Origin of the sequence: Acidaminococcus hominis (assembly GCF_900291475.1) — a bacterium.
Taxonomy (GTDB): domain Bacteria; phylum Bacillota; class Negativicutes; order Acidaminococcales; family Acidaminococcaceae; genus Acidaminococcus; species Acidaminococcus hominis.
In genome coordinates this window covers 131,364-155,645 of the sequence record NZ_OLMM01000005.1, presented here as the reverse complement: position 1 = coordinate 155,645, position 24,282 = coordinate 131,364, and the positions used below count along the sequence as shown (strand labels likewise).

Annotated in this window: 25 protein-coding genes, 1 tRNA gene and 1 pseudogene; 2 read left to right on the top strand and 25 right to left on the bottom strand. The window is 53.3% G+C overall.

The window, feature by feature from the left end; genetic code table 11:
- Positions 1-141 precede the first annotated feature (141 nt).
- From dnaB to C7E10_RS07085, 15 genes are all read right to left on the bottom strand, one after another.
- On the bottom strand, positions 142-1,476 hold the full coding sequence (gene dnaB, locus C7E10_RS07155; protein ID WP_105326648.1) for a replicative DNA helicase: 1,335 nt from the start codon (positions 1,474-1,476) through the stop codon (positions 142-144).
- On the bottom strand, positions 1,476-1,928 hold the full coding sequence (gene rplI / locus C7E10_RS07150) for a 50S ribosomal protein L9 (protein ID WP_105326647.1): 453 nt from the start codon (positions 1,926-1,928) through the stop codon (positions 1,476-1,478). Before rplI ends, dnaB begins: the two co-directional genes overlap by 1 nt.
- A complete protein-coding gene (locus C7E10_RS07145) occupies positions 1,888-3,936 on the bottom strand; it encodes a DHH family phosphoesterase (RefSeq protein WP_105326646.1) in 2,049 nt (682 codons plus the stop codon). The genes rplI and C7E10_RS07145 overlap by 41 nt, the downstream gene beginning before the upstream one ends.
- 9 nt (positions 3,937-3,945) lie before the next feature.
- Positions 3,946-4,902: a YybS family protein gene (locus tag C7E10_RS07140; protein ID WP_105326645.1), complete on the bottom strand. Its 957-nt coding sequence runs from the start codon at positions 4,900-4,902 to the stop codon at positions 3,946-3,948.
- A gap of 147 nt (positions 4,903-5,049) precedes the next feature.
- Positions 5,050-5,286, bottom strand: a complete 237-nt coding sequence (gene rpsR / locus C7E10_RS07135; RefSeq protein WP_105326644.1) for a 30S ribosomal protein S18 — start codon at positions 5,284-5,286, stop codon at positions 5,050-5,052.
- A gap of 21 nt (positions 5,287-5,307) precedes the next feature.
- The gene (locus tag C7E10_RS07130; protein ID WP_105326643.1) at positions 5,308-5,751 is read right to left on the bottom strand and encodes a single-stranded DNA-binding protein; all 444 of its coding nucleotides are present in this window, start codon (positions 5,749-5,751) and stop codon (positions 5,308-5,310) included.
- A 13-nt stretch (positions 5,752-5,764) separates the two neighbouring features.
- The gene (gene rpsF / locus C7E10_RS07125) at positions 5,765-6,049 is read right to left on the bottom strand and encodes a 30S ribosomal protein S6 (RefSeq protein ID WP_105326642.1); all 285 of its coding nucleotides are present in this window, start codon (positions 6,047-6,049) and stop codon (positions 5,765-5,767) included.
- Positions 6,050-6,175: 126 nt separating this feature from the next.
- Positions 6,176-7,267, bottom strand: a complete 1,092-nt coding sequence (gene mnmA / locus C7E10_RS07120) for a tRNA 2-thiouridine(34) synthase MnmA (protein ID WP_105326641.1) — start codon at positions 7,265-7,267, stop codon at positions 6,176-6,178.
- Positions 7,268-7,269: 2 nt separating this feature from the next.
- Positions 7,270-8,439: a cysteine desulfurase family protein gene (locus tag C7E10_RS07115; protein ID WP_105326640.1), complete on the bottom strand. Its 1,170-nt coding sequence runs from the start codon at positions 8,437-8,439 to the stop codon at positions 7,270-7,272.
- Positions 8,440-8,714: 275 nt separating this feature from the next.
- Positions 8,715-9,101: a winged helix-turn-helix transcriptional regulator gene (locus C7E10_RS07110; RefSeq protein ID WP_105326639.1), complete on the bottom strand. Its 387-nt coding sequence runs from the start codon at positions 9,099-9,101 to the stop codon at positions 8,715-8,717.
- A 288-nt stretch (positions 9,102-9,389) separates the two neighbouring features.
- Positions 9,390-9,998 (bottom strand): hypothetical protein, encoded by a 609-nt coding sequence (locus C7E10_RS11965; protein ID WP_146109050.1) that lies wholly within the window; start codon positions 9,996-9,998, stop codon positions 9,390-9,392.
- Positions 9,999-10,374: 376 nt separating this feature from the next.
- A tRNA-Val gene (locus C7E10_RS07100) sits at positions 10,375-10,451 on the bottom strand.
- Between the two features lie 44 nt (positions 10,452-10,495).
- Positions 10,496-11,203: a DUF554 domain-containing protein gene (locus tag C7E10_RS07095; RefSeq protein WP_105326637.1), complete on the bottom strand. Its 708-nt coding sequence runs from the start codon at positions 11,201-11,203 to the stop codon at positions 10,496-10,498.
- 19 nt (positions 11,204-11,222) lie between these two features.
- Positions 11,223-12,224 (bottom strand): ParB/RepB/Spo0J family partition protein, encoded by a 1,002-nt coding sequence (locus C7E10_RS07090; protein ID WP_231085707.1) that lies wholly within the window; start codon positions 12,222-12,224, stop codon positions 11,223-11,225.
- Positions 12,214-12,978 carry a ParA family protein gene (locus C7E10_RS07085; protein ID WP_105326636.1) on the bottom strand — a complete coding sequence of 255 codons (765 nt, stop codon included), beginning with the start codon at positions 12,976-12,978 and terminating at the stop codon, positions 12,214-12,216. The genes C7E10_RS07090 and C7E10_RS07085 overlap by 11 nt, the downstream gene beginning before the upstream one ends.
- A gap of 1,032 nt (positions 12,979-14,010) precedes the next feature.
- Between C7E10_RS07085 and C7E10_RS07080 the strand changes: the two are divergent.
- Positions 14,011-15,072 (top strand): annotated as a pseudogene (locus C7E10_RS07080) (IS30 family transposase); the annotation flags it as partial.
- 256 nt (positions 15,073-15,328) lie between these two features.
- Here C7E10_RS07080 and rsmG read toward each other — a convergent pair.
- The 8 genes from rsmG to rpmH are packed head-to-tail and all read right to left on the bottom strand — an operon-like array spanning position 15,329 to position 21,639.
- A complete protein-coding gene (rsmG, locus tag C7E10_RS07075) occupies positions 15,329-16,042 on the bottom strand; it encodes a 16S rRNA (guanine(527)-N(7))-methyltransferase RsmG (RefSeq protein ID WP_105326635.1) in 714 nt (237 codons plus the stop codon).
- Entirely contained in the window at positions 16,039-17,919 is a 1,881-nt protein-coding gene (gene mnmG / locus C7E10_RS07070; protein WP_105326634.1) for a tRNA uridine-5-carboxymethylaminomethyl(34) synthesis enzyme MnmG, read from the bottom strand. The genes rsmG and mnmG overlap by 4 nt, the downstream gene beginning before the upstream one ends.
- Before the next feature lie 24 nt (positions 17,920-17,943).
- The gene (gene mnmE, locus C7E10_RS07065; RefSeq protein WP_105326633.1) at positions 17,944-19,314 is read right to left on the bottom strand and encodes a tRNA uridine-5-carboxymethylaminomethyl(34) synthesis GTPase MnmE; all 1,371 of its coding nucleotides are present in this window, start codon (positions 19,312-19,314) and stop codon (positions 17,944-17,946) included.
- A gap of 55 nt (positions 19,315-19,369) precedes the next feature.
- On the bottom strand, positions 19,370-20,173 hold the full coding sequence (gene jag, locus C7E10_RS07060) for an RNA-binding cell elongation regulator Jag/EloR (protein WP_105326632.1): 804 nt from the start codon (positions 20,171-20,173) through the stop codon (positions 19,370-19,372).
- A gap of 36 nt (positions 20,174-20,209) precedes the next feature.
- On the bottom strand, positions 20,210-20,833 hold the full coding sequence (locus C7E10_RS07055) for a YidC/Oxa1 family membrane protein insertase (RefSeq protein ID WP_105326631.1): 624 nt from the start codon (positions 20,831-20,833) through the stop codon (positions 20,210-20,212).
- A 26-nt stretch (positions 20,834-20,859) separates the two neighbouring features.
- The gene (gene yidD / locus C7E10_RS07050; RefSeq protein ID WP_105326630.1) at positions 20,860-21,069 is read right to left on the bottom strand and encodes a membrane protein insertion efficiency factor YidD; all 210 of its coding nucleotides are present in this window, start codon (positions 21,067-21,069) and stop codon (positions 20,860-20,862) included.
- Between the two features lie 14 nt (positions 21,070-21,083).
- A complete protein-coding gene (gene rnpA / locus C7E10_RS07045) occupies positions 21,084-21,446 on the bottom strand; it encodes a ribonuclease P protein component (protein ID WP_105326629.1) in 363 nt (120 codons plus the stop codon).
- 58 nt (positions 21,447-21,504) lie between these two features.
- Positions 21,505-21,639 (bottom strand): 50S ribosomal protein L34, encoded by a 135-nt coding sequence (gene rpmH / locus C7E10_RS07040; protein WP_009014998.1) that lies wholly within the window; start codon positions 21,637-21,639, stop codon positions 21,505-21,507.
- A 245-nt stretch (positions 21,640-21,884) separates the two neighbouring features.
- On the opposite strand from rpmH, the gene C7E10_RS07035 reads away from it, so the two are divergent.
- On the top strand, positions 21,885-22,316 hold the full coding sequence (locus C7E10_RS07035) for a hypothetical protein (RefSeq protein ID WP_105326628.1): 432 nt from the start codon (positions 21,885-21,887) through the stop codon (positions 22,314-22,316).
- Between the two features lie 37 nt (positions 22,317-22,353).
- Here C7E10_RS07035 and C7E10_RS07030 read toward each other — a convergent pair whose 3' ends face one another.
- A complete protein-coding gene (locus C7E10_RS07030) occupies positions 22,354-22,830 on the bottom strand; it encodes a pyridoxamine 5'-phosphate oxidase family protein (RefSeq protein ID WP_105326627.1) in 477 nt (158 codons plus the stop codon).
- 11 nt (positions 22,831-22,841) lie between these two features.
- Positions 22,842-24,260 carry an amidohydrolase gene (locus C7E10_RS07025; RefSeq protein WP_105326626.1) on the bottom strand — a complete coding sequence of 473 codons (1,419 nt, stop codon included), beginning with the start codon at positions 24,258-24,260 and terminating at the stop codon, positions 22,842-22,844.
- Positions 24,261-24,282: the final 22 nt, after the last annotated feature.

Sequence of the window (24,282 nt, the reverse complement as noted above, 5' to 3'; positions counted from 1 at the left end):
GGGTGCAAAATTCCGAACATTGTCAAATCCTTTTTTGCCCTTCTTCCGGGTTTTCCGGAAATTTCCCCGTTTGGGCACAAAAAACTGCCCCCACCACTGGCAATTGCCAGCAGCAGGAGCAGCCCTTCCGCCTGGGGCGGCTTACCCTATATGGTCTTTGGTCAAATCTGCAAACCGGGTAGTATCCTTCTTGAAGAACAGCTGTACGGTTCCTACAGGTCCGTTACGATGCTTTGCCACAATCAGTTCGGCAATGTTCTTTTGATCCGTATCCGGGTTGTAGTAATCATCCCGGTAAATAAAGCAAACAATATCCGCATCCTGTTCCAAAGCGCCGGATTCCCGCAAGTCACTAAGCATAGGGCGCTTGCTGGTACGGGATTCCACGCTCCGGCTCAGCTGGGACAGGGCAATCAGGGGAACATTCAGTTCCCGGGCAAGGCCCTTCAGGGAACGGGAAATCTCACTCATTTCCTGCTGCCGGTTGTCACTGGCCCGACGGGAGGACCCCTGCATCAGCTGCAGATAGTCCACGATAATAAGGTCAAGACCATTTTCGTTTTTCCAGCGCCGGCATTTAGACCGCATTTCCAGGGCGGTAATCCCCGGGGTATCGTCCATCATGATCTTGGACTCACTGAGTTCGTCAGCGGCCTTCACCAGTTTGGGCCATTCACTGTCCTGAAGCTGGCCAATTCGCAGCCGGGAGGCGTCAATATCGGCGCCGGAGCACAGCATACGCTGCACCAGCTGCTCCTTGCTCATTTCCAGGGAGAAGAAGGCCACGGACTTATGCCCCTTGATGGCCACGTGCTCTGCAATGTTCAGTACCAGGGAAGATTTACCCATGGACGGGCGGGCAGCCACGATAATCAGGTCGGAGGGCTGCAGGCCGCTGGTCATTCTGTCAAAGTCCGTAAAGCCGGTGGGCAGCCCGGTGTAGGCGTCCTTGGAATCGTACAATTCCTCAATCCGGCCCATGGCGGCTTTGACAATATCCTTGATTTTTACCATGCCGCCGGAATGCTTCCGGTTGGCCACGGCCAGGATTTTCTGCTCCGCCTTATCGATGGTCTGGGCAATATCCTCTTCTTCTTCGTAGCCACTGGCCGCCACGTCGGTGGCAGCCTCAATCAGCTGCCGGCGCAGGGACTTTTCCTCCACAATCTTGGCATGGTAAACCACATTGGCTGCCGTGGGAACTGCGTTGCTCAGGGCTGTAATGGCCGCCGTACCGCCAATGGCTTCCAGCTTTCCCATTTTCCGCAGTTCTTCGGTAACCGTGACCAGATCCACAGCCTCATTGCGGCCGTGCAGGTCCATAATGGCTGAAAAGATGATCCGGTCGTCCTGGCGGTAGAAATCCTCTTCCGTCAGGATTTCCCCAGCTTTATCGATGGCATCGCGGCTGATGAGCATAGCTCCCAGGACGCTTTGTTCCGCTTCGACATTTTGTGGGGGTATACGTTCTTCCATTATTCCTCCGTCTCTACCAATACCTTAAAGGTAGCGGTAATATCCGGCATCAATTTGGCCGTGGCTTTGTATTCGCCCGGGCTCTTGATCACTTCCGGAATTTCGATTTTGCGGCGGTCCACCCCTTCCATGCCGGTTTGAGCCAGCAGGGCTTCTGCCACATCCTTGGACGCAATGGAGCCAAACAGCTTGCCGTTGGCGCCCACTTTCACTTTCATATGCAGCGTAACCTTTTCCAGCTGGGAAGCCAGGATTACGGCTTCGTCATGAGCCTGGGCTTTCCGGTGGGCAGCTACCTGCTGGTCCCGTTTGGCCTGGTTCAGGTTCTGGGACGTAGCTTCTTCCGCCATGCCCCGGGGAATCAGATAGTTGCGGCCATAACCTTCCGCCGTCTCAATAATTTCACCTTTTTTACCCAACTTCTTGATGTCCTGCAGCAGAATCACTTTCATCGGTATCGCTCTCCTTCATTTGTTCTTTGGCCAGGGCAATGACCTTGGGCACTAAATCTTCTGCCTTTACGTCCTTGACCTGCACCCCGGCTACGGTCTGGTGACCGCCGCCGCCAAGCTCTTCCATCATCACCTGCACATTGACGGAACCGTCACTGCGGGCGCTGATGCTGACGCCCTTTTCATTTTCGCTGAGCACCACACTGACGTGGATATCGTCCATGGTCAGCAGCTCATCGGCTGCCTGGGCCACAATCACGGAGGTATCCTTGTCCTGGGCGGAGCATTTGTGGACGGACAGGGCCAGCCCCGGCAAGGGCGTCTTCATTTCAGTAATGATTTTCGCCCGGGTCAGCACCGTATTTTCGTCGTCCTTGAACAATTGGGAAACCATATGGGGATCCGCCCCGTTCCGCCGCAGGAAAGCCGCAGCTTCAAAGGTCCGTTCCCCGGTCTGAACGGCAAAGTTTTTCGTATCCACCAGAATCCCTGCGTACAGGGCCGTGGCTTCCACTTCAGAAAAACTCATCCGGTTCTGGAAATATTGGAGGATTTCCGTGACCATTTCGCAGGTGGAGGAAGTGGACGGCTCCATGTACTGCAGCATTACGTCCTTAATGGCATCCTCTGCCCGGCGGTGGTGGTCAATGATAATCCGTTTCTTCACGGCCTGGAGCACCTTGGGTGCCGCACTGAGCATGGCCCGGTGGTGGTCCACCAGTACCAGGATGCAGCCCGGAGTCAGCCGTTTCAGGGCTTCTTCCTCATCCACAATCAGGGACAGGTACCGGTCGCTCTGATCCTTAGAAACCGTTTCCAGTTTCTTTAAAGAAGAACCCTGGCCGCTGTTGACGATGCAGCAGCTCTTGCCCAGGGTCAGAGCCATTTTGGCCACCCCGATGGCGGACCCCAGGGCATCGTAATCTTCGTTGGCGTGGCCCATGACCATCACCTGGTCGGCGTTGGTCATCAGCTCGTGGATGGCCTGGGCCACAATCCGAGCCCGAACCCGGGTATTCTTGGCCTGTACGGAACCTCTGGCTCCGTAGAAATGCATTTCATCTTCGATATTGACTACGGCCTGGTCACCGCCCCGGCCCAGGGCCAGGTCCAGGGAAGCCTGGGCCTTTTGGCTCATTTCGGAAAGGTTCTTGCCTACAGCCCCCACCCCAATGCTGATGGTGGGGTTGATCCGGCTGCTGGTTTTGATTTCCCGGATTTTGTCCAGCACCGGGAATTTTTTCCCGATGGTTTCATTAAGACCCTTCCAGCTCAGGCCCACCACGTACAAATCTTCCGTGCATTTCTGGAAATAGCCATGGACCTCGTCTACCCAGCCGCCAATGGCCTTGGTCACATCTACCAAAAGGCTGGCCCGCTCGTTTTCGTTGAGTCCCTTCATGGCATCGTCGTAGTTGTCGAACTGCACATAGGCTACCACCGGCCGGCCATCCTCGTACCGGCGTTTTTGACGCTGCCGGTCCGTAATGTCCGTGAGATACAGCACAATGCCCGTATCGTCGGCGGGGTCATCGGTAATCTGGATCCGGCGTACCAGCATCTGGTAAATCCGGTCCCCAATCTTGATCTGCTTTTCCGCATCCCGCAGCCGCAGGGTGGCAAAGTTGTTTTCCGGCGGCGGCAGGATTTTTTCCAAGGCCGTTCCGGAGGGTGCGTCCACAGTTACGTACTCGTTGAACAGCCGGTTCCGCCATTGGAGATGGCCTTCCTTGTCGAAGACCCCGATGCCGATGGGAATCCGCTGCACCGCATAATTGTTGGCCCGTTCAATATTCCGGACCACCGTGGTCATGGAATGGTTGAACCAGGCTTCCCGCAGCCGGTTGCTGCGGAAGGTCAGATAGTACACCAACAGCACAGAAGCAAAGCCCACGGCCGTCCACAGGGCCTGGTTCACACAGATCCCGTAGACCACCAGCACGGTCCCGATCAGGGCCACGCCAATGCGCACCGACTGCCAAATATTTCTGCGCGATTTCTCGTCCATAATATCCCCCTACTGTTTGTCCCCGTTTTGTTTCCTACGGATTTTCCGGATATCGAATACCATGTCATAGGCGCCCAAAACCACCACAAACTGGGAGACCACCGGCATGGTAAAGGTCAGTACCAGGGCCAGCGGCAGCAGGAAACGGGGATAATGCCGGTATTCCACAAACCAGCGGATCAGGCACAGCCCCTGCAGCAGCAGGAACATACTGGCCATCATATACAACGTGTAACCGCCCCGGTAAAGCAAGGAATCCTGGGCATTCTGGTGCAGGACAATCAGCGCCAGTCCGACCCCATAGGGCAGCAGGGTCAATTTGGGAATGGCCCACTGGGAAAAGGGCGGGAACCAGGGATAATAATCCCCCATCCGGGCCAGAATCTTCCGGGCAGCCCAATAGTTGGCCAGGGCCGTAACCGGTGCGCTGAGGAGCACCCCGGCGGGCAGCACCAGTTCAAACAACTGGCGCACCTGGGCCGCCTGGACAGCCGTCATGCCGCTCATGCCCAGGGTCTCGAACATCTGGTTGCTGAGCTGGAGGGATTCATCCACGGACTGGAAGAACACTTCCACCACGTTGATGTGCATGAACACGTAGGCCGCCAGCACGCTGAGCACCGTGGAAATAAAGGCGCCCAGACTGCCCATAAGCAGGGTCTGCCCGGGGGACATCTGCCGGCGCATGGCCCAGCCCATCATCAGGCCAATCAGGCCCAGAATCAGACACTGGGTCAGGGCCTGGAGCGGGGACAACAGTACGGCTACCACGCAGCCTGTCACCACCAGGCAGGAAATGCTCCATTTCAGTCCGTTCCTCCGCCCGCAAAGAATAATGGGCAGGGGCCACAGGATGTTGACGATCATATCCAGCACGGGAATGTAGTTCCCTACCAAGGTAAAAATAACCGCGATGGCAGCCAGGATTCCGGATTCCACCACTGCGGACGTTTTTCTTATCTGCAAATTGGCCTCCTTACTCAATGGTTCTGGACCCAGGGGAAACGCAGGTGCATTTCAGGGCCAAACCAGTAATTGATATGGTAATATTATATTTTACATGATTTGGTAAAAAAAAGACAGACCCCCAAGGGATCTGTCTCGTTTTTACAATTATTCAGCCGTAAAAGGCAGCAATGCAACGTTTCTAGCACGTTTGATGGCAATGGTCAACTGACGTTGATGTTTTGCACAGGTGCCGGAAATACGGCGCGGCAGAATCTTGCCCCGTTCAGTGATGAACTTGCGCAGTTTAGCTGCATCTTTGTAATCGATTTCTTGCACTTTATCGACGCAGAAGGAGCAAACTTTTCTTCTAGGTCTTCTGTTACCTCTATCACGTTTAATCATAACGCTTCTCTATCCTCCCTTTTAGAAGGGGATTTCTTCGTCAAAACCGACTTCAGAGCCAAATCCACCCATGGGGCCAGCATTGCTGCTGCCGTGAGAGGAATTGTTCTGGGAAGAAGCGCCGGAATCGGTGCCGCGGTTAGCGGAACCTTTCGTTTCGATAAATTCGACATGATCTGCGATGACTTCCGTCACGTAGTGCTTGTTGCCGTCTTTACCGTCGTAGCTGCGGATCTGCAGCCGGCCTTCTACCAGGGCTCTCTGTCCTTTGGACAAATAGTTCCCACATACTTCAGCGGTTTTATTCCAAGTGACAATGTTGATAAAATCCGCTTCCCGCTGACCATTTCTTGAAGAAAATGGACGATCAACTGCCAGAGTAAAGGTGCAGACCGTTTTTTCCGTAGGAGTAACCCGGACTTCCGGATCCCGTACCAGACGGCCCAACAGTACAATGCGATTCATACACCAACCCTCCTTATTCGCCTTTGCGAATGATCATATGACGCAGCATTTCATCAGTAATCTTCATGACACGGTCCAGTTCCTTCACGCATGCCGGTTCAGCAGCAAAAGTGGTCAGAACATACAGGCCATCATTAAAGTCTTGAATAGGATATGCTAAGCGTTTCTTGCCCCACTTATCGGTTTTTTCAATAGTGGCGCCGTTAGCAACCAGCAGATCATCGAACTTCTTTACAACAGCGTTGAAAGCGTCTTCCTCTACCGGCTTAACGATGTACATGACTTCGTAGTTATTCACGAAATCACCTCCTCCTTTGGATTTGCTCCTCTACCATGAGGGCAGAAGAAGTATATAAGTTTTATATACAGCCTTGTAATTGTATCATAGGAAACAAAAAATCGCAAGAGAAAACTTTTTCTCCCGTTATTTTTTAGTTTCGCCCGTTTTCTCCGCTTCCAGGGTGCCTCCGCCCAGCACCACGTCCCCGTCATAGAGTACGGCGGCCTGGCCGGGAGTAATGGCCCGCTGAGGCTCATCAAAGAGAATCTCAAAGGTATCCGGGCCCGTAGCCGTAACCACTGCCGGCTGGGCTTCCTGCCGGTAACGGACCTTGACCTGGCAGCGTACCGGCGCTTCGGGCACCTGGCCGCTGATCCAGTTGGCCCCCGTTACCCGGGCCGAACGGGAAAACAGGGCGGAAGAAGGACCTACCACCACTGCGTTGCGCTGCGGATCAATGCGCACCACATACAGGGGATAATCCGGCTGGTTCAGTCCCAATTTCTTATGCTGGCCCAAAGTGTAGTAGATAATGCCCTTGTGCTGGCCAATCACCCGGCCTTCAAGGTCCAGGAAAGGGCCGGGCTGGGGCTTATAGTCCAAAATCCGCTGGACGGCATCGGTATAGGAACCGTTGGGCACAAAGCAGATGTCCTGGCTGTCCGGCTTCTGGGAATTGATAAAACCGTTTTCCGCAGCAATTTCCCGGGTTTTGGTCTTGTGGTAGATGCCCAAAGGAAATTGGGTATGGGCCAGCTGCTCCTGGGTCAGGTTGTACAGGACGTAGCTCTGGTCTTTGGCCGGGTCCAGGGCCCGCAGCAGTTCGTAGCGGCCCTCCGGGGTTTTCCGGATCCTGGCATAATGGCCCGTCACCACGCAGTCGCAGCCCAGTTCCTGGGCCCGTTCATACAGGGCCCCAAACTTCAGGAAGCGGTTGCAGTCAATGCAGGGATTGGGAGTTTCTCCCCGGGTATAGCTCTCGGCGAACTTTTCCATTACCTGGTCCTTGAACTCTTCCGTATAGTTAAAGACATAAAAGGGCATATTCAGCCGGGCAGCCACGCTCCGGGCGTCCTCCACATCACTGAGGGAACAGCAGGTCTTGGAATTGCACCCGGCATCCGGGTTGTTGTACAGCTTCATGGTGCAGCCAATGCAGTCATAGCCCTGCTCCTGCATCAGCTTGGCGGCAACCGAGCTGTCCACCCCACCGCTCATGGCAATTAACGCCTTCATATTTACCAGCCTTTCTCCGGCTTAGGCTGCCGGTGTATCTGCCGCAGACGTTCTACCGCCTGACAGGTTTCCGTATAGAGATAATCGATCTGTTCCTGGGTAATAGAGTCCCCCAGGGAAAAACGCAGAGAGCTCTTGGCTTCCTCTGGGCTGCAGCCCATGGCAAGCAGCACGTGGCTGGGTTCTGGGGACCCGGAAGCGCAGGCCGAACCGGCGGACACGCAGATGCCCCGTTCCCCCAAAATAGGCAGCAGGGCTTCCGAGGAAACGCCCCCAAAAGCCACGTTCAAATGGCCGGGCAGCCGGTCCGCCCCTGCACTGTGGACTTTGACCTCCGGCAGCGCAAGGAACCGTTCCTGGAGCTGATCCCGGGCGGCGGACAGCCGGGTCCGGGCTGCTTCCTGATTGGCACAGGCCTCTTCCAGAGCTGCTGCCATACCTACAATCCCGGGTACATTTTCAGTACCAGCCCGTTTTCCCCGTTCTTGAGCGCCCCCCTGAATCAGGCTTTCCAATTCGTAACCCCGTTTGGCAAAAAGCACACCTACGCCCTTGGGTCCATGGAACTTGTGGGCGGAAAGGGACAGCAGGGTGGCACCGCAGGCCTTGACCGAAAGGGGCAAATGCCCCACCAGCTGGACGGCATCCGTATGGAAAGGGACCCCCGCCTTTTGGCACAGCCGGCCAATTGCCTGAATGGGCTGCAGGGCGCCGGTTTCATTGTTGGCCGCCATCACGGAGACCAGGCAGGTATCCGGCCGCAGGGCTTCCTGCACCGCCTCCGGGGACACCTGACAGTTGGCATCTACCGGCAGCAAGGTTACCGTAAAGCCATTTTCCTCCAGGACCTTTAAAGTGTGCAGCACCGCATGGTGTTCCACCGAGGACGCAATGAGATGGCATTTCCCCTGGGCTTTCCCCTTCAGGGCTGCCGTCCAAAGGGCCTGGTTGTCGGCTTCACTGCCCCCCGAGGTAAAGGTGATTTCGCTGGGCAGCGCCCCCAGGCAGCGGGCAATGGTTTCCCTCGCCTGAATCAGGGCCCGGGAAGCTTCCTGGCCAAAGGGATAGGCACTGGAAGGGTTCCCGTATTTTTCCGTAAAATAGGGCAGCATCGCCGCTAGCGCCTTTTTGCTGACGCCTGTGGTGGCTGCGTTATCTGCATAGACAAACATGACAAACTCCTTTAAACAAACCAATTCAAGGGCTATACCCCCACGGCAAAACCGTGAGTTCCAGGAGCAAGGAAAAACGCCGTTTCCGCCCTTGCAGAAGCGGTCCTCCAGCTCCTCTCCCAACAGACGATACCCGTCTGCTGCAAATGGGTATTTAAATATTATACTACAAAAATACTCGGCAATGATACAGCCGGCCAGGACCAAACCCGGTCCAGCCTTTTCCGGCACAGCAAAAAAGCATCCCCCACTGTACCGGGACGCTTTGCCAGGAGTCATTCAGGGGATTTATAATCGCAGCGCTCACATTGGGTCAACGGGTGCGCCGTAGTTGTTTCCTTATAAAATAAGCCCGACCATTGGCAGATTTCCTGGAGAATGGGTACCGCAGAGCGGCCCTTTGCCGTCAGACTGTATTCCACATGGGGTGGAATTTCCTCATAGGCCTTCCGGGCAATCATCCCAGCCTGCAGCAGTTCCTTCAGGGTAGTAGCCAGCACCGCATCGGTAATATTGCTCATTTCCCGGCGCAGCTGGCTGTAGCGCAGATTTCCCTGGGAGGCCAAAACACAGAGAATCCGGGATTTCCATTTTCCGCCAAACAGCTCCAGTCCGTATTCCAACGGGCAGCGTATGTCTTCTTCCATTTTCTTTTTGTACATGGTGTCAGCTCCCTTCTCCTGTATTGTAGCAGTCCTCCTATGAAAAATGAAGTAACTCAGTAAATAAAGAGTGTCCTATAAGAAAAGCAGAATTGACATGCATAAGTATGCAGTTTAAATCTGTATATTTATGCACTTCTATTCCACCAGTAACCCCTTAGCTGAAATCGGCGCAAGCTTAGCCCCTTTTGGCAGACAGGCTGCCCCCCTGCTTTTCCAGAAGCAATCAGCACTTCAAACACAAAAAATAGGCCAAATTAGCCTAAAAATTGTTATTTTCCTTCTAGATTAAGCATAAATTGCTTCGTAATGTTCAAATTCTTTCTTTAAAAAGCATTTATGGCTTACTAGTTCCATTCTTTCAGTGCTTCTTCCCGGCTTGCCGCTGCAGGAGGTTTTTTCTGGCTGCGTTTTTCTGCCTGCGCCGGATTGTCCATCCGACGTGTACATTGCCAATGAGCCTGTAAAATACGGTTCCCAAGGATACTGCATTTTTATGCAGAAAATACTTTTCTTTAACCAGAAGAAATGACCTGCAAAAAGGGCAGCAGGGGCTAAAATAGACCCAACTTGCAGGACAGCAAAGGGCCCAGCAAAATAACTCCAAAAGCCACAAGGGGATTCCAGAAAGCAATAGGTCCAGCTGAGTTTGGCTAGGCAGCCGTAAAGGACCGCCAAAAACAGGCAAGAACCAGCTTTGCGCAAAAGAAATAGGAGCCCAGAGCAAAACGCTCCAAGCTCCATAAAATAAGCGGAAATTTTTCCGGCAAAAAAGGGAGGACGCAGAAATGACCGTGAACAATGCAGCAAAAAGCTTGGCAAAAAGCAGCTACAGCGGGAAAATGCCTGCGGATTTACCTGCTTGTGCGCTTGTTGGTAGGCAGAACCCTGGAACATCTCTTCCCTGATTTTTTCCGCAAAAGCATTCTAATAGACCCGAGCAGCCGGAATTACCAGGCGCCGCAGGTCCTGGCAGCCGCTGCTTCCTTTTCCCAGTACCTGCTTCACCTGGCGCTGCTGCACCGCTTTCCTTTCCAACTGGGGTGCGCCTTTTCTCGCCAGAGCCCCACTTTCCAGGGCAAGAGGGCTCAAATAGCAGGCCCAGATTTGCCCTGTAACGGGATTTTTTAGTTTTTCCTAGCTAGTTTACGCGTATTAAAGCACGGCGTCTCTCAGGGCAATTTGGGGCCTTTTGCGAGGTTTTCTCTTCTCTGCCTGCAAGAAAGGCAAAAAAATAAGGCATTGCAGCAAACTGCAATGCCAACACTTCAATTGGTGGGGTTATGCGGACTCGAACCGTAGACCTCATCGATGTGAGCGATGCGCTCTAACCAACTGAGCTATAACCCCGATGGAAAGTATTATACTCTTTTTGGGTTAAATCTGCAAGTATTTTATAAGAAAATAACGGCAGCGACCCCAGCCACCACCAAGCCAGGAAGCATGTTCCCGATTCGGATTTTCAGCAGCTTGGTCATATTGATGCCAATGCCGAAGATCATCAGCCCACCGCTGGCAGCAATCTCCTGCACCACTTCAGGACTCATATAGGGCCCCAAAAGCCCTGCCAGAGCCGTTAAAGCGCCCTGGTAGACCAATACGGACAAGGCGGAAAAAAGCACGCCTACGCCCATATTGGCGGCATAGATGATGCCGCTGAGACCATCCAGGGCTGCCTTGGTGTACAAGGTCGTGGGATCTCCCCCCAGGCCGTCCTGAATGGACCCTACAATGGCCATGGCTCCTACGCAGTAGATCAGGCTGGCATACATAAAGCCCTGAACAAAGGCCCCTTCATCTCCGGCACTAGTGGTTTTTCGCCGGCTTTGAACCTTTTTGGCCAGCCAGGTACCAAATCGTTCCAATTTGGCCTCGATATCCATGGCTTCTCCAATAATGGAGCCCAGCACCAGACTGCTGATGGTAATCATAATATGTTTGCCCTGAAAAGCCATTTGCAGGCCCAGCATCATTACACAAAGACACAGGCCATACAGCACCGTTTCCTGGTATTTTTCCTTGATTCCGCGGCCGGCGGCGAGACCCACCACACTGCCGGCCACAATTGCCCCAGCGTTGGCCAGGGTTCCTGCTCCTATCATTGCTTATTCCACACCCTTCTCACACGGTAAATTTTCCGGGAGTCCCTGAGCTGGAAGGTTTCTCATCTTTTTCTTTCAGCAGGTCGTAAACCCGTTCCAAATCATCATCATTATAGTACTCAATGATAATCCGGCCGCCATTTTCCTTTTTGGCCGGTTCAATTTTCACCCGGGTTCCTAAATACTCGGTAAGCTGGTCCTGAAAGCCGCGGACATAGACATTCTGTGCCTTTTTCAGGGCTTTTTTGCTCTTATTTTTCCCTTTTTCCGGGGCTTCATCTCCCAGCAGATCATTCAGCTGCTGCAAATAATCCACCTTTTGGTCCGCCTGCTTTTCCCGGTTCACCACTTCTTCTACAGCCCGGGCACTCCAGCCCTCGGCCGCAGCCTGCTGGGCAAGTTCCGTGATTTTTTCTGGATCTTCCAGACCTAAAAGAGGCCGTACCTGGCCAGCAGTCAGCTGGCCTTCCGCCACCAGTTGGGCAGCAGCCTCCGGCAGATTCAGCAGCCGCAGGGTATTGGCCACGGCAGCCCGGCTTTTGCCCAGCCGCTTGGCAGCCTCTTCCTGGGTCAGCTGCAGGGCTTCCATCATGCGTTTGATGCCCCGGGCTTCTTCCAAAGGATCCAGGTCGCTGCGCTGCAGGTTTTCCACCAGGGCCACTTCCATCATGGCCGCATCGTCGTAGGTACGTACTACCACAGGAACTTTGGCAAGGCCGGCTTCTTTGGCGGCTCTCCAGCGCCGTTCCCCTGCTACAATTTCATACTGCCGGCCTTTTTTCCGGACAATCAGAGGCTGAATAACCCCGCTTTCCTTGACGGAATGAATCAGGTCCTGCATTTTCTCCGGATCAAAGGTATGCCGGGGCTGGTAGGGGTTAGGAACCAGGTCTTTTACGGCCAATTCCGTGACAGTATCCCCTTCTTTTTTCTCTTCCACTGCCGGTGCCGATGCCTTAGCCCGGCTGCCGAACATTCTATCCAGGCCGGTTGCACCCAGCCCGCCTTTTTTACTTGCCACGCCGCTTCACCTCTCTTGCCAGTGCCTTATAGGCTTCTGCTGCCTTGCCCCGGGGATCATAGACCGTAATCGGCTGTCCATAGCTGGGGGCTTCGCCCAACCGTACGGACCGGGGAATCATCGTCTTGTAGATCAGGTCCGGGAAATGACTTTTCACCTGTTCCACTACATCATTGGACAAATGGGTCCGGGTATCCGTCATGGTCATCACAATGCCATTGATTTTCAGTTCCGGATTGCTGGTCTGCCGAATCCGTTCCACCGTCTGCATCAGTTGGGTAACCCCTTCCAAGGCGTAGAATTCGCATTGGATGGGAATCAACACCGCATCTGCAGCCGTCAGTGCGTTGACTGTCAACAGGCTCAAGGCCGGAGGGCAGTCAATAATCACATAATCATAGTTATCCCGGATTTTATTCAAATGTTTTTTCAGGGCATTGGCCGGATTTTTCTTGTCAATCAAGTCAATTTCCGCTCCGGCCAGGTTCATGGTTGCCGGTGCAACCCAAAGGTTTTTCCAGGCTGTAGGCTGAATTAGGCTAGCCATATCCACATTATTCACCAATACATCGTACATGCATTGGGTCAGGCTGCTTTTATCGATGCCCAGGCCGCTGGTAGCATTTCCCTGGGAATCCAGGTCCACCAGAAGGGTCTTCTTGCGGCTTTCCGCCAGGCAGGCTGCCAAATTGATGCTGGTAGTCGTCTTTCCTACACCGCCCTTTTGGTTGGCCACAGCAAGTATTTGGGACATGAGTGTCACTCCTTCGCTTTCATTTTTGATGCACTGGCTATTATTGTATCACAGCTTGTGTCAAAATGGAGAAAACCCAGGCTTTTTTCCTGCATAAAAAGCAAAATAGTGAATGTTTCACGTGAAGCATTCACTATTTTGCTGTCAGTGTTTCCTGTAACAACCCTCTCACTGATACTCTTTTATATTTTCTCCCTTTGGAGCGGTCTTTCATTTCTTTTTGGAGCATTGCGGATTTCTTAGCTCTGGCCATTACCATTTTTTCGTTTCCAGGGAAGCGAGGCTAGGAGCTTTTCCATAGCTAAGTCAACTTATTAATACTATTCCAGGGCAATGTTTCACGTGAAACATTGCCCTGGAGTCTGTGAAACGAAGCGTCTACCCCTGCATTTCCGCAAGCAGTCATTTCTTACACCTGGTCTAATCCTAAGAAGCGGCTTTTCCTTCAGGGACAGCTCAACATTTTTTTCTGAGGGTCCTGCACCGCCAAGTCAGCAGTCGCCAAAGCCATAAATCAGGCTAATTGCTGGATTATCCCCTTGCAGTACTGCAAGCGGGAATACAGGAGAGCAATGTTTCACGTGAAACATTGCTCTCCTGTCTCAGGCTTAGACGCCTTTGCTGGAAAATTCCTCGGCATAGGCCAACTTTTGCCGCCCGACATTAACAGTACACCTTTTGGGCTTAATCGTTTTCCCATTCTGCCTTTGCTATTACAGAACCGAAAAATCAGTCCCGCTTCCAGAACCATGATGAATATTTTCACCGCAGCCTATTTTTTATTTTGGTCAGTTGTAAAATGAACTTGAACAGTTAATCAAAAAATAAAAATCCATAGTGAAGCCTCATGCTAAAATGGTTTTGCGAGAAATCATCAACAAAGGAGCAATCACGATGGATCACATCCATTCTAACACAATGGANGGTCAGTTGTAAAATGAACTTGAACAGTTAATCAAAAAATAAAAATCCATAGTGAAGCCTCATGCTAAAATGGTTTTGCGAGAAATCATCAACAAAGGAGCAATCACGATGGATCACATCCATTCTAACACAATGGAGGACGTACGTATCCCCGGCCGCCATCTTTCTTTGGAAGAACGTGGTATGATTCAAGCTCTGCATCGTCAAGGGCTTTCCCTTCGCAACATTGCTGCTGCAGTAGGATGTGCTCATACGACTGTTTTCTATGAGCTTCGGCGTGGAACGCCGGAACGAAAAAGCAAGCACGGTCGTGCCCCACAGTATATGGCAAAGCGCGGTCAGAAGGCATACGCAAAGAATCGCAAGAACTCCAGGAAGACTTGCAAAATCGATCATGACGACTGCGAATCGTTCATCCAATGGATGGTAGAACAAGTCCGCCAGGAACGTTGGTCACTGGATGCCTGCGTTGGCTATGCTAGGCGGAACAAGCTATTTACGCCGGAACAGATTCCCTGTACCAAGACGCTTTACAACATGCTTTGGGCTAATAAGCTTCCGCTGTCGCTCTTCGAAGTCCCGCGAGCCTTAAAGCATAAACACCGTCGGAAATGGGTACGTAAGAACAAGCGTATGAAGGGTCGCTCCATTGAGGAACGTCCTGCCGTCGTCAATGAAGGTACCGAAATTGGCCACTGGGAAGTGGACACGGTCGTTGGTCAGCGTGCAGGCCGTGAGGCAGTAGTCTTCACTGCTGTTGAAAAGGTTACGCGCAACTACATCGCCATCCGCATTCCTGGACGTACCTGTGCCGGCGTTGAATCCGCTCTTGCACAGTTGCAGGAGCTATATGGCGCAGAGCGCTTCAGCCAGATTTTTAAGACGATGACGGCCGATAACGGTCCTGAGTTTGAGAACTTGTCACAGTTCGAGAGTCTCGGCACCAAGATGTACTTTACACATTCGTACAGCTCGTGGGAACGGGCTCAAAACGAACGCCACAATGGCTTGCTGAGGGATTTCATCCCAAAGGGCATGTCCGTAGAGCGGTTCTCTGATGAGGATATCCTGAACATGGCAGATACGCTGAACCAGCGCCCACGTCGTGTTTTGGGCTACCATACGCCGTCAGAGCTATTTGATGCATTCCTCGATGAAGTTTATGCTATTGAGTGTGTTNTAGAGCGGTTCTCTGATGAGGATATCCTGAACATGGCAGATACGCTGAACCAGCGCCCACGTCGTGTTTTGGGCTACCATACGCCGTCAGAGCTATTTGATGCATTCCTCGATGAAGTTTATGCTATTGAGTGTGTTTCTTGATTATAGTTGTTCAAATTCAACTTGCAATTTACCTATTTTTTATTTTAAAAATCAAAAGGCAATGTTTCACGTGAAACATTGCCTTTTAAGGAAAGGTATTCTTTTATAAGGGCTTCTTGCTGGCAGTTCCAGCTTTCCGAGGATACTGAGCCGGCGTATGCCGCACCTTCTCGATAGTAATAATGGCCCTTTGGTCATCCAGCCCCGGCAGGGTTACCGGCCGTACTTCCTTGATTTTACCGCCCAGCACCTCTACTGCATGGTGTGCCTCGTCCGTTTCCTCCTGGAAATGACGGCCCTTCATGGCGTAAAAGGTTCCTCCTACCCGTACCAGCGGCAGACAGTACTCAGCCAGTACCGGAAGGGCTGCCACCGCCCGAGCCGTTACCACATCGAACTTTTCCCGCAGGGCAGGGTCCTGGCCTGCATTCTCGGCTCTGGCGTGGAGGCAGCGCACCTGTCCCAAGCCCAACTCCTGCACCACCTGTTTCAAAAAGTTCAGCCGCTTTTGCAGGGAGTCAATCAGGGTTACCCGCATGCTGGGGTCATAGATTTTTAACGGTATGCCAGGAAAACCGGCGCCCGTTCCCACATCAGCAATGGTATGGTTGTGAAAGGTCTTGGGGTTATAGACCAATAGGGAATCTACCATATGCTTCAAAGCCACTTCCTCAGGATCGGTAATGGCTGTCAGGTTCAGGCTCTTATTGGTTTCCAGCAGCAGGTCCGTATACTGCTGGAAGCGGTCCAGCTGCTCCCCCGTTAACGGAAAACCCGCCTGGGCAGCAGCCTGTTCCAAGGTTTCGCGAAAACTCATGCTTTTTCTCCTTGTCTTCTCATGGTTTCCAGGTAGACCATCAGCACGCTGATGTCTGCCGGGGATACGCCGGAAATCCGGCTGGCCTGGCCAATGGAGACCGGCCGCTGTTTGGCCAGTTTTTCCATGGCTTCCGAGGACAGCTCGTGGAGCTGGGTATAATCAATTTCTTCCGGCAGCAGTTTGTTTTCCAGCTTCAGGGCCCGTTCCACTTCCTGCTTCTGCTTTTGGATATACCCTTCGTATTTCACCTGGACATCCACCTGTTCCGCTGCTTCAAGGGGAAGCTGTTTTAGGTCAAACGCCTTGGCCAGCTTTTCATAGGTAATTTCCGGCCGGCGCAGCAGGTCCAGCAGGTTGATGGAAGACCGCAGAGGCACAGAGCCCATGGCGGTAATCTTCTCCTGATTTTCCTCACTGGGGGCCAGGTTCACTTTGCCCAACTGGAACAAGGTCCGTTCAATCAGGTCCCGCTTCCGGGTAAAGGCCGCATACCGGGCATCATCCACCAGCCCCACATCCCGGCCCATTTGGGTCAGCCGCAGATCTGCGTTATCCTGGCGCAGCAGCAGCCGGTATTCTGCCCGGCTGGTCATCATCCGGTAAGGTTCCGTAGTGCCCTTGGTTACCAGATCATCAATGAGCACCCCAATATATGCATCGGACCGTTTGAGAATCAGCGGTTTCCGGCCTTGCAGCTTGAGAGCTGCGTTGATTCCGGCCATCAGGCCCTGGGCAGCCGCTTCCTCGTAGCCGCTGGTACCGTTGGCCTGGCCTGCACTGAACAGCCCGCTGATTTCCTTGTGTTCCAAATTGGCCTTCAGCTGCAGGGGATCCAAGCAATCGTACTCAATGGCATAGCCGGCCCGCATCATCTTGCAGTGTTCCAGGCCGGGAATGGTCTGCATGAACTGTACCTGGATTTCTGCCGGCAGGGAAGAACTCATGCCCTGGACGTAAACCTCATTGGTATGCAGGCCTTCCGGCTCCAGAAACAACTGGTGCCGATCCTTATCTGCAAACCGGACAATCTTGGACTCGATGCTGGGGCAGTACCGGGGCCCCACCCCTTCAATGGTACCGTTGAACATACAGCTGCGGTCCAAATTATCCCGAATAATCTGGTGGGTATGGGGATTGGTGTAGGTCAGATAGCAGGGGACCTGGAACCGGGTGGCAATCTGGCTCATAAAGGAGAAATTCCGCACCCGTTCATCCCCATACTGGGGTTCCATCTTACTGTAATCCAGGCTCCGGGCATCCACCCGGGCAGGCGTGCCGGTTTTGAACCGCATCAGCTGCAAACCGGCTTCCCGCAGGGAATCCGTCAGCTTCATAGCAGAACGCTGGCCATTGGGGCCGGCCATATAAGCCACTTCCCCGTAAAGGATCCGGCCTCTTAAATAGGTACCTGTAGCCAAAATGACGCAGTCTGCCTCAAATGCTTCTCCCGTTTCCGCTTCCACCCCTTGGACAGCACCGTTCTTTACCAGCAGCTTGTCAATCATTAACTGCTTTACGTCCAGGTTTTCCTGGTTCTCCACCACTTCCTTCATCAGGGTGTGGTACAGGGGCTTATCAGCCTGGGCCCGAAGGGCCTGTACCGCATAGCCCTTGCCGGTATTCAGCATCCGCATCTGGATGCAGGCTTCATCTGCCGTAAGGCCCATCTGGCCCCCCAGGGCATCCAGTTCCCGGACCAGATGGCCTTTGGCCGGACCCCCTACGGACGGATTGCAGGGCATCAGGGCTATATTATCCATGGACAAGGTAGCCAGCAGGGTCTTCTGGCCCAGCCGGGCGGCTGCCAAAGCAGCTTCGCAGCCGGCGTGGCCGGCACCTATTACAACAACATCATAATGATCCACAACGATCATATTTCTTTTCCTCCTGGCTTTGCCTTATTTGCCAACGCAGAATCGGGCAAAGATTTCATTGATAATTTCATCGGGTACGTCTTCCCCGGTGATTTCTCCCAGGTCATGGAGGGCCTGGGTCAAATCGATGGTGAGACAATCATAGGGATAATGGTTTTGGGCCCCCTGCAGGGCATCCTCCAAACTTTGCAGGGCTTTGCGCAGCAGATTTTCCTGCCGAGCGTTTTGGGTTACACTGCCCAGTTCGCTGTCGGAACCTTCCCCGTAGACAAAATGCTGCAGCCATTGGGCCACCGCTTCCATGCCCTCTCCGGTTTTTACGGAAAGGACCAGCACATTTTCGTCTCCATATTTGCGTTTTAAGGCGTTTAAATCCACTTCCATGGGTAAATCTGCCTTGTTCACCAAAATCAGCTTCTGGCGTCCATTTAGGCTCTCCAGAAGGGATTCATCCTCTTCTGTCAGTTTTTGGGAGCCATCCAGCACCACCAGCGCCAGCTGGGCGTCCTCCAAAACAGCCCGGGACCGTTCCACGCCAATTTTCTCCACGTAGTCTTCCGTATCCCGAAGGCCTGCCGTATCGGTGAGCACCAGGGGAATCCCGGCAATGGTCATCTGCTCCTCAATGATGTCCCGGGTAGTGCCCGGGATACTGGACACGATGGCCCGGTCCGTCTGCAGCAGCTGGTTGAGCAGGCTGGACTTGCCCACATTGGGCCGCCCCACAATAGCCGTACGCAGCCCTTCCCGGAGAATCCGTCCAGCGCTGCCCTTTTGCAGCAGCTGGTCCACAGCAGCCCGGCCTTTGGCCAAGACTTCCTGGGCCTTTTCGTAGGTTACATCTTCAATGTCCTCCTCCGGATAATCAATCACGGCTTCCAGTTGGGCAATGAGCCCCCGAAGCTCTTCCCGGATGGCCTTGACCTTTTTGGAAAGGCCGCCCTCGTGGCCCCGGTTGGCCGCCAGAAGTGCCCGGCGGCTTTTGGCGTTGATGATATCCATGACGGATTCGGCTTCTGCCAAATCCAGCCGGCCGTTTAAAAACGCCCGTTTGGTAAATTCTCCAGGCTCCGCCGGCCTGGCCCCTGCCTGATAGGTCAGGGCCAGAATTTCCTGCAAGGCCTGCCGCCCTCCGTGGCACTGGATTTCACAAACGTCTTCTCCCGTATAGGAGTGGGGGCCCGGCATATACACCGCCAGCACCTCATCCACTTCCTGGCCTTCCCGGTCCTTTATATGTCCATACAAAAGCTGCCGGGCAGCAGCCGGCCCCAAGGCCTTCCTGCCCTGGAACAAGGTATTGGCAATGGCTAGACTTTCCGGCCCGCTCAGGCGAATGACTCCAATGGAGCCCACGCCCAGGGCCGTGGCAATTGCGCTGATTGTATCGTCCATAGTTCCTCCAAAAAAAGAGCTCCGAACATAGTGTCCGGAGCTAAGTCGTTGTTATTTATTTCACATCGATAACCACTTTGCGGAAGGGCTCTTCCCCTTCACTGTAGGTGGTAATCGCCGGATCGTCCTGCAGGCTCACGTGTACGATCTTCCGTTCATAAGGATTCATGGGTTCCAACATGGCTTTTTTATGGGTCCGTTTTACCCGGTCTGCCAGGTTCTTGGCCAGGCGTTCCAACGTCTGACGCCGGCGTTCCCGGTAATTTTCCGCATCCAGGATAATCCGGTTCCAGGATTTATGGCCCTTGTTGCCGGCCAAATTGGTCAGGTACTGGAGTGCATCCAGCGTTTGGCCATGCTTGCCGATGAGGACGCCAATCCCTTCTCCATGGATTTTCAAAAGAATTTCATCTTCCTTCCGGTTGACAAACTTCTCAATCATCAGATGCATCCCCATAGCAGTAAAGATGTTTTCCAGGAATTCCTTGCCGGTGGCAGCCACTGCCTGCCGTTCTGCTTCCTTGTCCGCATCCGTTTCTGCCGGGGCCGCTTTTTTCGCCGTTTCCGGTGCTTCGGTTTTTTCTTCCGCTTCAGCGTCTGCCTGGAGCTGGGCAGCAGCATCGGCCAATTTCTTGGCTGCTTCTGCCATAACAGGAGCCGCAGCAGCTTCTGCTGCCTTTTTCACTTCTTTTACGGTAACCCGGACCTTAGCATCCCGGCCGCCGATAAAGCCCAAAATTGCGCTTTTGGGTTCTTCCAAAACCTCTACGTTCACTTGTTCCCGGGCTTTGCCCAAGGCACCCAGTGCCGCTTTTACTGCGTCTTCAACGGTTTTCCCCGTTTTTTCCACCACGTTCATTTTCCTGCCTCCTTACAGCCGTGCTTCAGACTGTATTTATTTCTTTCTGTCCAGCAGGAACTGCTGGCCGATCTGCATGATGTTCATCACTACCCAGTACAGAACCAGCCCTGCAGGGAACTTCAAGCTGATATAGCCAATGAACAGCGGCATGAAGTACAGCATGATTTTGCCTTGAGGATTATCAGAAGGCGGCATGGTTTGTTTGGATTGGATGAAGGTTGTCAGTGCAGACAAAATCGGCAGGATGTACAGGGGATCCGGATCAGCAATGCTGCTCATCCACAAAAAGCTGCTGGGGCCGGCATACTGGAAATCCCGGATGCCGTAGAAGATACCGATCATAATGGGCATCTGCACAATCAGCGGCAGACAGCCTGCCAGAGGGTTGACACCCTCTTTTTTATAAAGCTCGGAAAGCTTTTGGTTCAAGGTGACCTTGTCGTCCTTGTAGCGGGCCTGCAGCTCCTTCATTTTGGGCTGGATCCGGCTCATGGCCTTGGTAGAAGCAATCTGCTTCGCCGTCAGCGGGGACAACAGCAATTTGATCAAAATTGTCATGATGATGATGGCCAGACCGTAGCTGGGCTCACCAATGAAACGAGTCAGTTCGTAAATGTAGCCTACGACTTGTTGTACAAATGAACTTAAAATCTGCAAAGTATCTCTCCTCTTCTTCCTGCTGTTTATGGTACAGGATCATACCCACCCTCATGGAAGGGATGACATTTCAGTATTCTCTTCGCGGCCAGATAGGATCCTTTTAGAAAACCATATTTTTCCACCGCTTCCAGGGCATACTGGGAACAGGTTGGATAAAACCTGCAGCGGGGAGGAAATAAGGGCGAAATGCACACCTGATAAAAGCGAATCAGGGCGATTGCGATTGTTTTCATAGGTCTCTCCGGGGTTATAACAGTCCAGCTTTCTTGGCCAGACGATAAAAAACATCTTTGTAAACTTCATAGGGTGCGTGGGCCAGTCTGCGTCGGGCAACCCACACAATGGCGGCTTTCCGCTTGAGCTTGCCCTGTTCCTGACGGAACACTTCCCGCATCATCCGTTTGACACGGTTGCGCAGGACCGCATGTCCCAGCCGCTTGCCCACTGCCGTACCCAATTGACATTGTCCGTTATCTGAAGGCAGTACATAGAAAACGCCGTAACTGTCCACATACGAACGGCCTTTTCCATAAACCTCCTGAAAACGTTCATGGGATTTTACCCGGTTGGCCTGGGTAAACGTCTTTCTTTCAGGAACTTTCTGTTCCAAGCTTCTGCCACCTGCCTCATTAGTAAAATAGGCCGCGAAAGGCGGCCCATCTTATACGTTATGCAGATAATCTCTTTCTGCCTTTTGCGCGTCTTCTTTTTAAGACTTGTTTACCACCCAAAGTCTTCATTCTTTCTCTGAAGCCGTGAGTTCTCTTTCTCCGAGTATTGTTCGGCTGAAAAGTTCTCTTCATTATGCTAACCCTCCCTTGCCTTCAAGGTATTGCCAAGATCTATAATGAGTAAATCGTTTGACAGCTCATATCATTATAAGCTGTTACCCTATGGCTGTCAATATTCTAGTTGGAATTATGTCACAACTTTTACGGGTTTTCGCCCATTTTTTCGTTTTTCCGGTCATTTTCCCCGAGCACGTCACAAAAATTTTCCTTCTCTATGGTACCATGGGGGGAAATAGCCATCACAAGGAGGTATTCCTATGAAAAAACGCTGGGTGGCAGCCCTTGCCCTTTCCTTTATGCTGGGCGCCGGAACCCGTTCCCTTCCTGCCCAGGCCTTTGACCTGGGCTCCGTACTAAAGCTGGGCGGCATCAGTTACCTGGTAAGCCGCTTCGGTGAAGAAATCAACACCTTTATCAACAAGTTAACCCTCCAAAAGGGTCTGGATACCACCTACGCCACCAAAGTGGTGCCCATCATCAGCCTGGGCAACGGCGGCTACGTAGGCGCCGTCCAGGTCGTAGGTCCCCAAGCCCAGGTAAGCCGGGTCAAGGCCGTTGGCCAATTAGAAGGCTCCCTGGCGGGAATTTCCCGGATCAAGGCCCTGATTCCCATTGACGCCACCGCCATTGACAACATCAACCGGGTAGAAGGCGTTGGGGTCAGCGCCATCATCGACTTTAAGCTATAAGAGTTTTCTCCTTAGGAGGTACGCAGCTGCGTGCCTCCTATTTTTCGTGGACCAGTTTGCCGGTCATATGCTCCGGCACCAGTTCCAGCATGGTAACCCGGCTGCCAGCCCGGCCAATCAGGTCCGTAACCATCTGGGCATTGGGATAATACTTGACCCCAATCTTGTACAGATATTGGGCAAAGCGCTCCGGGTCTTCTACCACGTGCATCCGCCCGAACACAATGACGGAATGCAGGGTATAGGCCCAATCCCCTTCCTCAATCACGCCCTGGTCGTGGACCGCAAAGGAAACCTTGTCACTGCGGGCAAGGGCATCCAGCTTGTGCCCTTCCTTGGCCCCATGGAAAAACAGGTGGCCGCTTTCCGGGTCGTAATAATAGTTGATGGGGACCGCGTAGGGATAGCCGTCATCCCCGGAGAGAGCCAGGGTCCCCCGTTTTTCTCCTTGAAGCACCGCCAGGCACTCCTCTTGGGATAACTGCTGTTTAAAACGCCGCATGGGTCGAAACATGAATCCGCCTCCTATTTCACCTGGTAGCCCCGGGGCCACACATCTCCCGGAATGGGGCATACGTATTTTTTCCCTTTCATGCGCTTTTTCAGTTCCGCCTGGGCATCGGCCAAAACCTGGGGCTGGGTAAACAGGGTTTCCGCCCCCTGGGCCAGCACCTTGGCCGCATAGAAGCAGCCCTTTAAGGCCACGCTACCCTTATCCTGGGCCACCCACTGCCAGGAGTGGGCACTGGTGCCAATGGCAAAGCAGGCGGTAATGAATTGGGCCAGGGGCGTTACATAACTGACGTCCCCAGTATCCGAAGAACCCATCTGGGTAGCGCTGGTGGGTACGTAGGGAATAATGAATTCCCCGTAGGGATCTTCTGCAATCAGCGCTTCCCGGTGTTCGGCATCGGGGTAGGGTGCCATCCCCGGGTCCTTCAGCACCCGTTCCTGCCCCAGAGGCGCTTGGAACGAACGCAGGTAGGCTTTCTCCTCCTCCGTCCGTTTGGGGGCTCCTACGGCCACCAGGGCGTCGTAGAGGACCTTTCCCAGCACCGTGTTGGGCACCAGGTTGGAAACAGCCTTGTCAAACCGCACGGACAGCTCCGTTTCTGTCATGAGAGCCGCCCCTTTGGCAATATTGACTACCCGGTCATACAGCCGTTTGGTTTCTTCATTGGTTTTGGAGCGGATCAGGTACAGCACCTGGGCATGGGCTTGTACCACGTTGGGAGAAACCCCTCCGGTATCCAAAATGGCGTAGTGGACCCGGTCATAATCCGCCATATGCTCCCGCATATAGTTGACCCCCACGTCCATAAGTTCCACAGCATCCAGGGCGCTGCGCCCGTTTTGAGGAGCCCCAGCCGCGTGGGCAGCCCGTCCTTTAAAGGTAAAAGCCGCCTGGATGTTGGCCTGGTTGGACCCGGTCATGATTTCATTTTGGGTACCCGGATGCCAGGTGAGAGCCGCATCCACGTCGTCAAAGACCCCTTCCCGGGCCATATAGGTTTTGCCGCTGCCCCCTTCTTCGGCAGGGCAGCCGTAAACCCGGACCGTCCCCTTTCCCGGCTTGTCCTTCAGATAGTCCCGCAGCAAAAGGCCGGCCCCTACTGCCGCCGTGCCCAAAAGGCAGTGCCCGCAGCCATGGCCATTGTTGGTGCCTTCCCTGGCACATTCTGTGGTGACCCCCGCCTGCTGGGAAAGCCCGGACAGGGCATCGTATTCTGCCAAAATGGCAATCACCGGTTTGCCGCTGCCATATTCTGCCATATAGGCTGTGGGCATATGGGCCAGTCCCCGGGTTACCCGGAAGCCTTCCTTTTCCAACAGTTCCGTCATGGCAGCTGCTGATTTCACCTCGTTGAATTTCAATTCGGCAAAATCCCAGATTTCCGCATTCAGCTTTTCCAGCATTTTTTCGTAAGAAGCCGTTAGTTCCATGGTCTTCACTCCTTTTAGGCAA

Excerpts from the sequence above, each read along its gene's own strand:
- dnaB (WP_105326648.1), bottom strand. The coding sequence starts at position 1,476 with ATGGAAGAACGTATACCCCCACAAAATGTCGAAGCGGAACAAAGCGTC.
- rplI (WP_105326647.1), bottom strand. The coding sequence starts at position 1,928 with ATGAAAGTGATTCTGCTGCAGGACATCAAGAAGTTGGGTAAAAAAGGT.
- C7E10_RS07145 (WP_105326646.1), bottom strand. The coding sequence starts at position 3,936 with ATGGACGAGAAATCGCGCAGAAATATTTGGCAGTCGGTGCGCATTGGC.
- rpsR (WP_105326644.1), bottom strand. The coding sequence starts at position 5,286 with ATGATTAAACGTGATAGAGGTAACAGAAGACCTAGAAGAAAAGTTTGC.
- C7E10_RS07130 (WP_105326643.1), bottom strand. The coding sequence starts at position 5,751 with ATGAATCGCATTGTACTGTTGGGCCGTCTGGTACGGGATCCGGAAGTC.
- mnmA (WP_105326641.1), bottom strand. The coding sequence starts at position 7,267 with ATGAAGGCGTTAATTGCCATGAGCGGTGGGGTGGACAGCTCGGTTGCC.
- C7E10_RS07115 (WP_105326640.1), bottom strand. The coding sequence starts at position 8,439 with ATGTTTGTCTATGCAGATAACGCAGCCACCACAGGCGTCAGCAAAAAG.
- C7E10_RS07110 (WP_105326639.1), bottom strand. The coding sequence starts at position 9,101 with ATGTACAAAAAGAAAATGGAAGAAGACATACGCTGCCCGTTGGAATAC.
- C7E10_RS11965 (WP_146109050.1), bottom strand. The coding sequence starts at position 9,998 with ATGTTCCAGGGTTCTGCCTACCAACAAGCGCACAAGCAGGTAAATCCG.
- C7E10_RS07095 (WP_105326637.1), bottom strand. The coding sequence starts at position 11,203 with ATGATAGGAGCAGGAACCCTGGCCAACGCTGGGGCAATTGTGGCCGGC.
- C7E10_RS07085 (WP_105326636.1), bottom strand. The coding sequence starts at position 12,978 with ATGTCCCAAATACTTGCTGTGGCCAACCAAAAGGGCGGTGTAGGAAAG.
- rsmG (WP_105326635.1), bottom strand. The coding sequence starts at position 16,042 with ATGAGTTTTCGCGAAACCTTGGAACAGGCTGCTGCCCAGGCGGGTTTT.
- mnmG (WP_105326634.1), bottom strand. The coding sequence starts at position 17,919 with ATGATCGTTGTGGATCATTATGATGTTGTTGTAATAGGTGCCGGCCAC.
- mnmE (WP_105326633.1), bottom strand. The coding sequence starts at position 19,314 with ATGGACGATACAATCAGCGCAATTGCCACGGCCCTGGGCGTGGGCTCC.
- jag (WP_105326632.1), bottom strand. The coding sequence starts at position 20,173 with ATGAACGTGGTGGAAAAAACGGGGAAAACCGTTGAAGACGCAGTAAAA.
- yidD (WP_105326630.1), bottom strand. The coding sequence starts at position 21,069 with ATGAAAACAATCGCAATCGCCCTGATTCGCTTTTATCAGGTGTGCATT.
- rpmH (WP_009014998.1), bottom strand. The coding sequence starts at position 21,639 with ATGAAGAGAACTTTTCAGCCGAACAATACTCGGAGAAAGAGAACTCAC.
- C7E10_RS07035 (WP_105326628.1), top strand. The coding sequence starts at position 21,885 with ATGAAAAAACGCTGGGTGGCAGCCCTTGCCCTTTCCTTTATGCTGGGC.
- C7E10_RS07030 (WP_105326627.1), bottom strand. The coding sequence starts at position 22,830 with ATGTTTCGACCCATGCGGCGTTTTAAACAGCAGTTATCCCAAGAGGAG.
- C7E10_RS07025 (WP_105326626.1), bottom strand. The coding sequence starts at position 24,260 with ATGGAACTAACGGCTTCTTACGAAAAAATGCTGGAAAAGCTGAATGCG.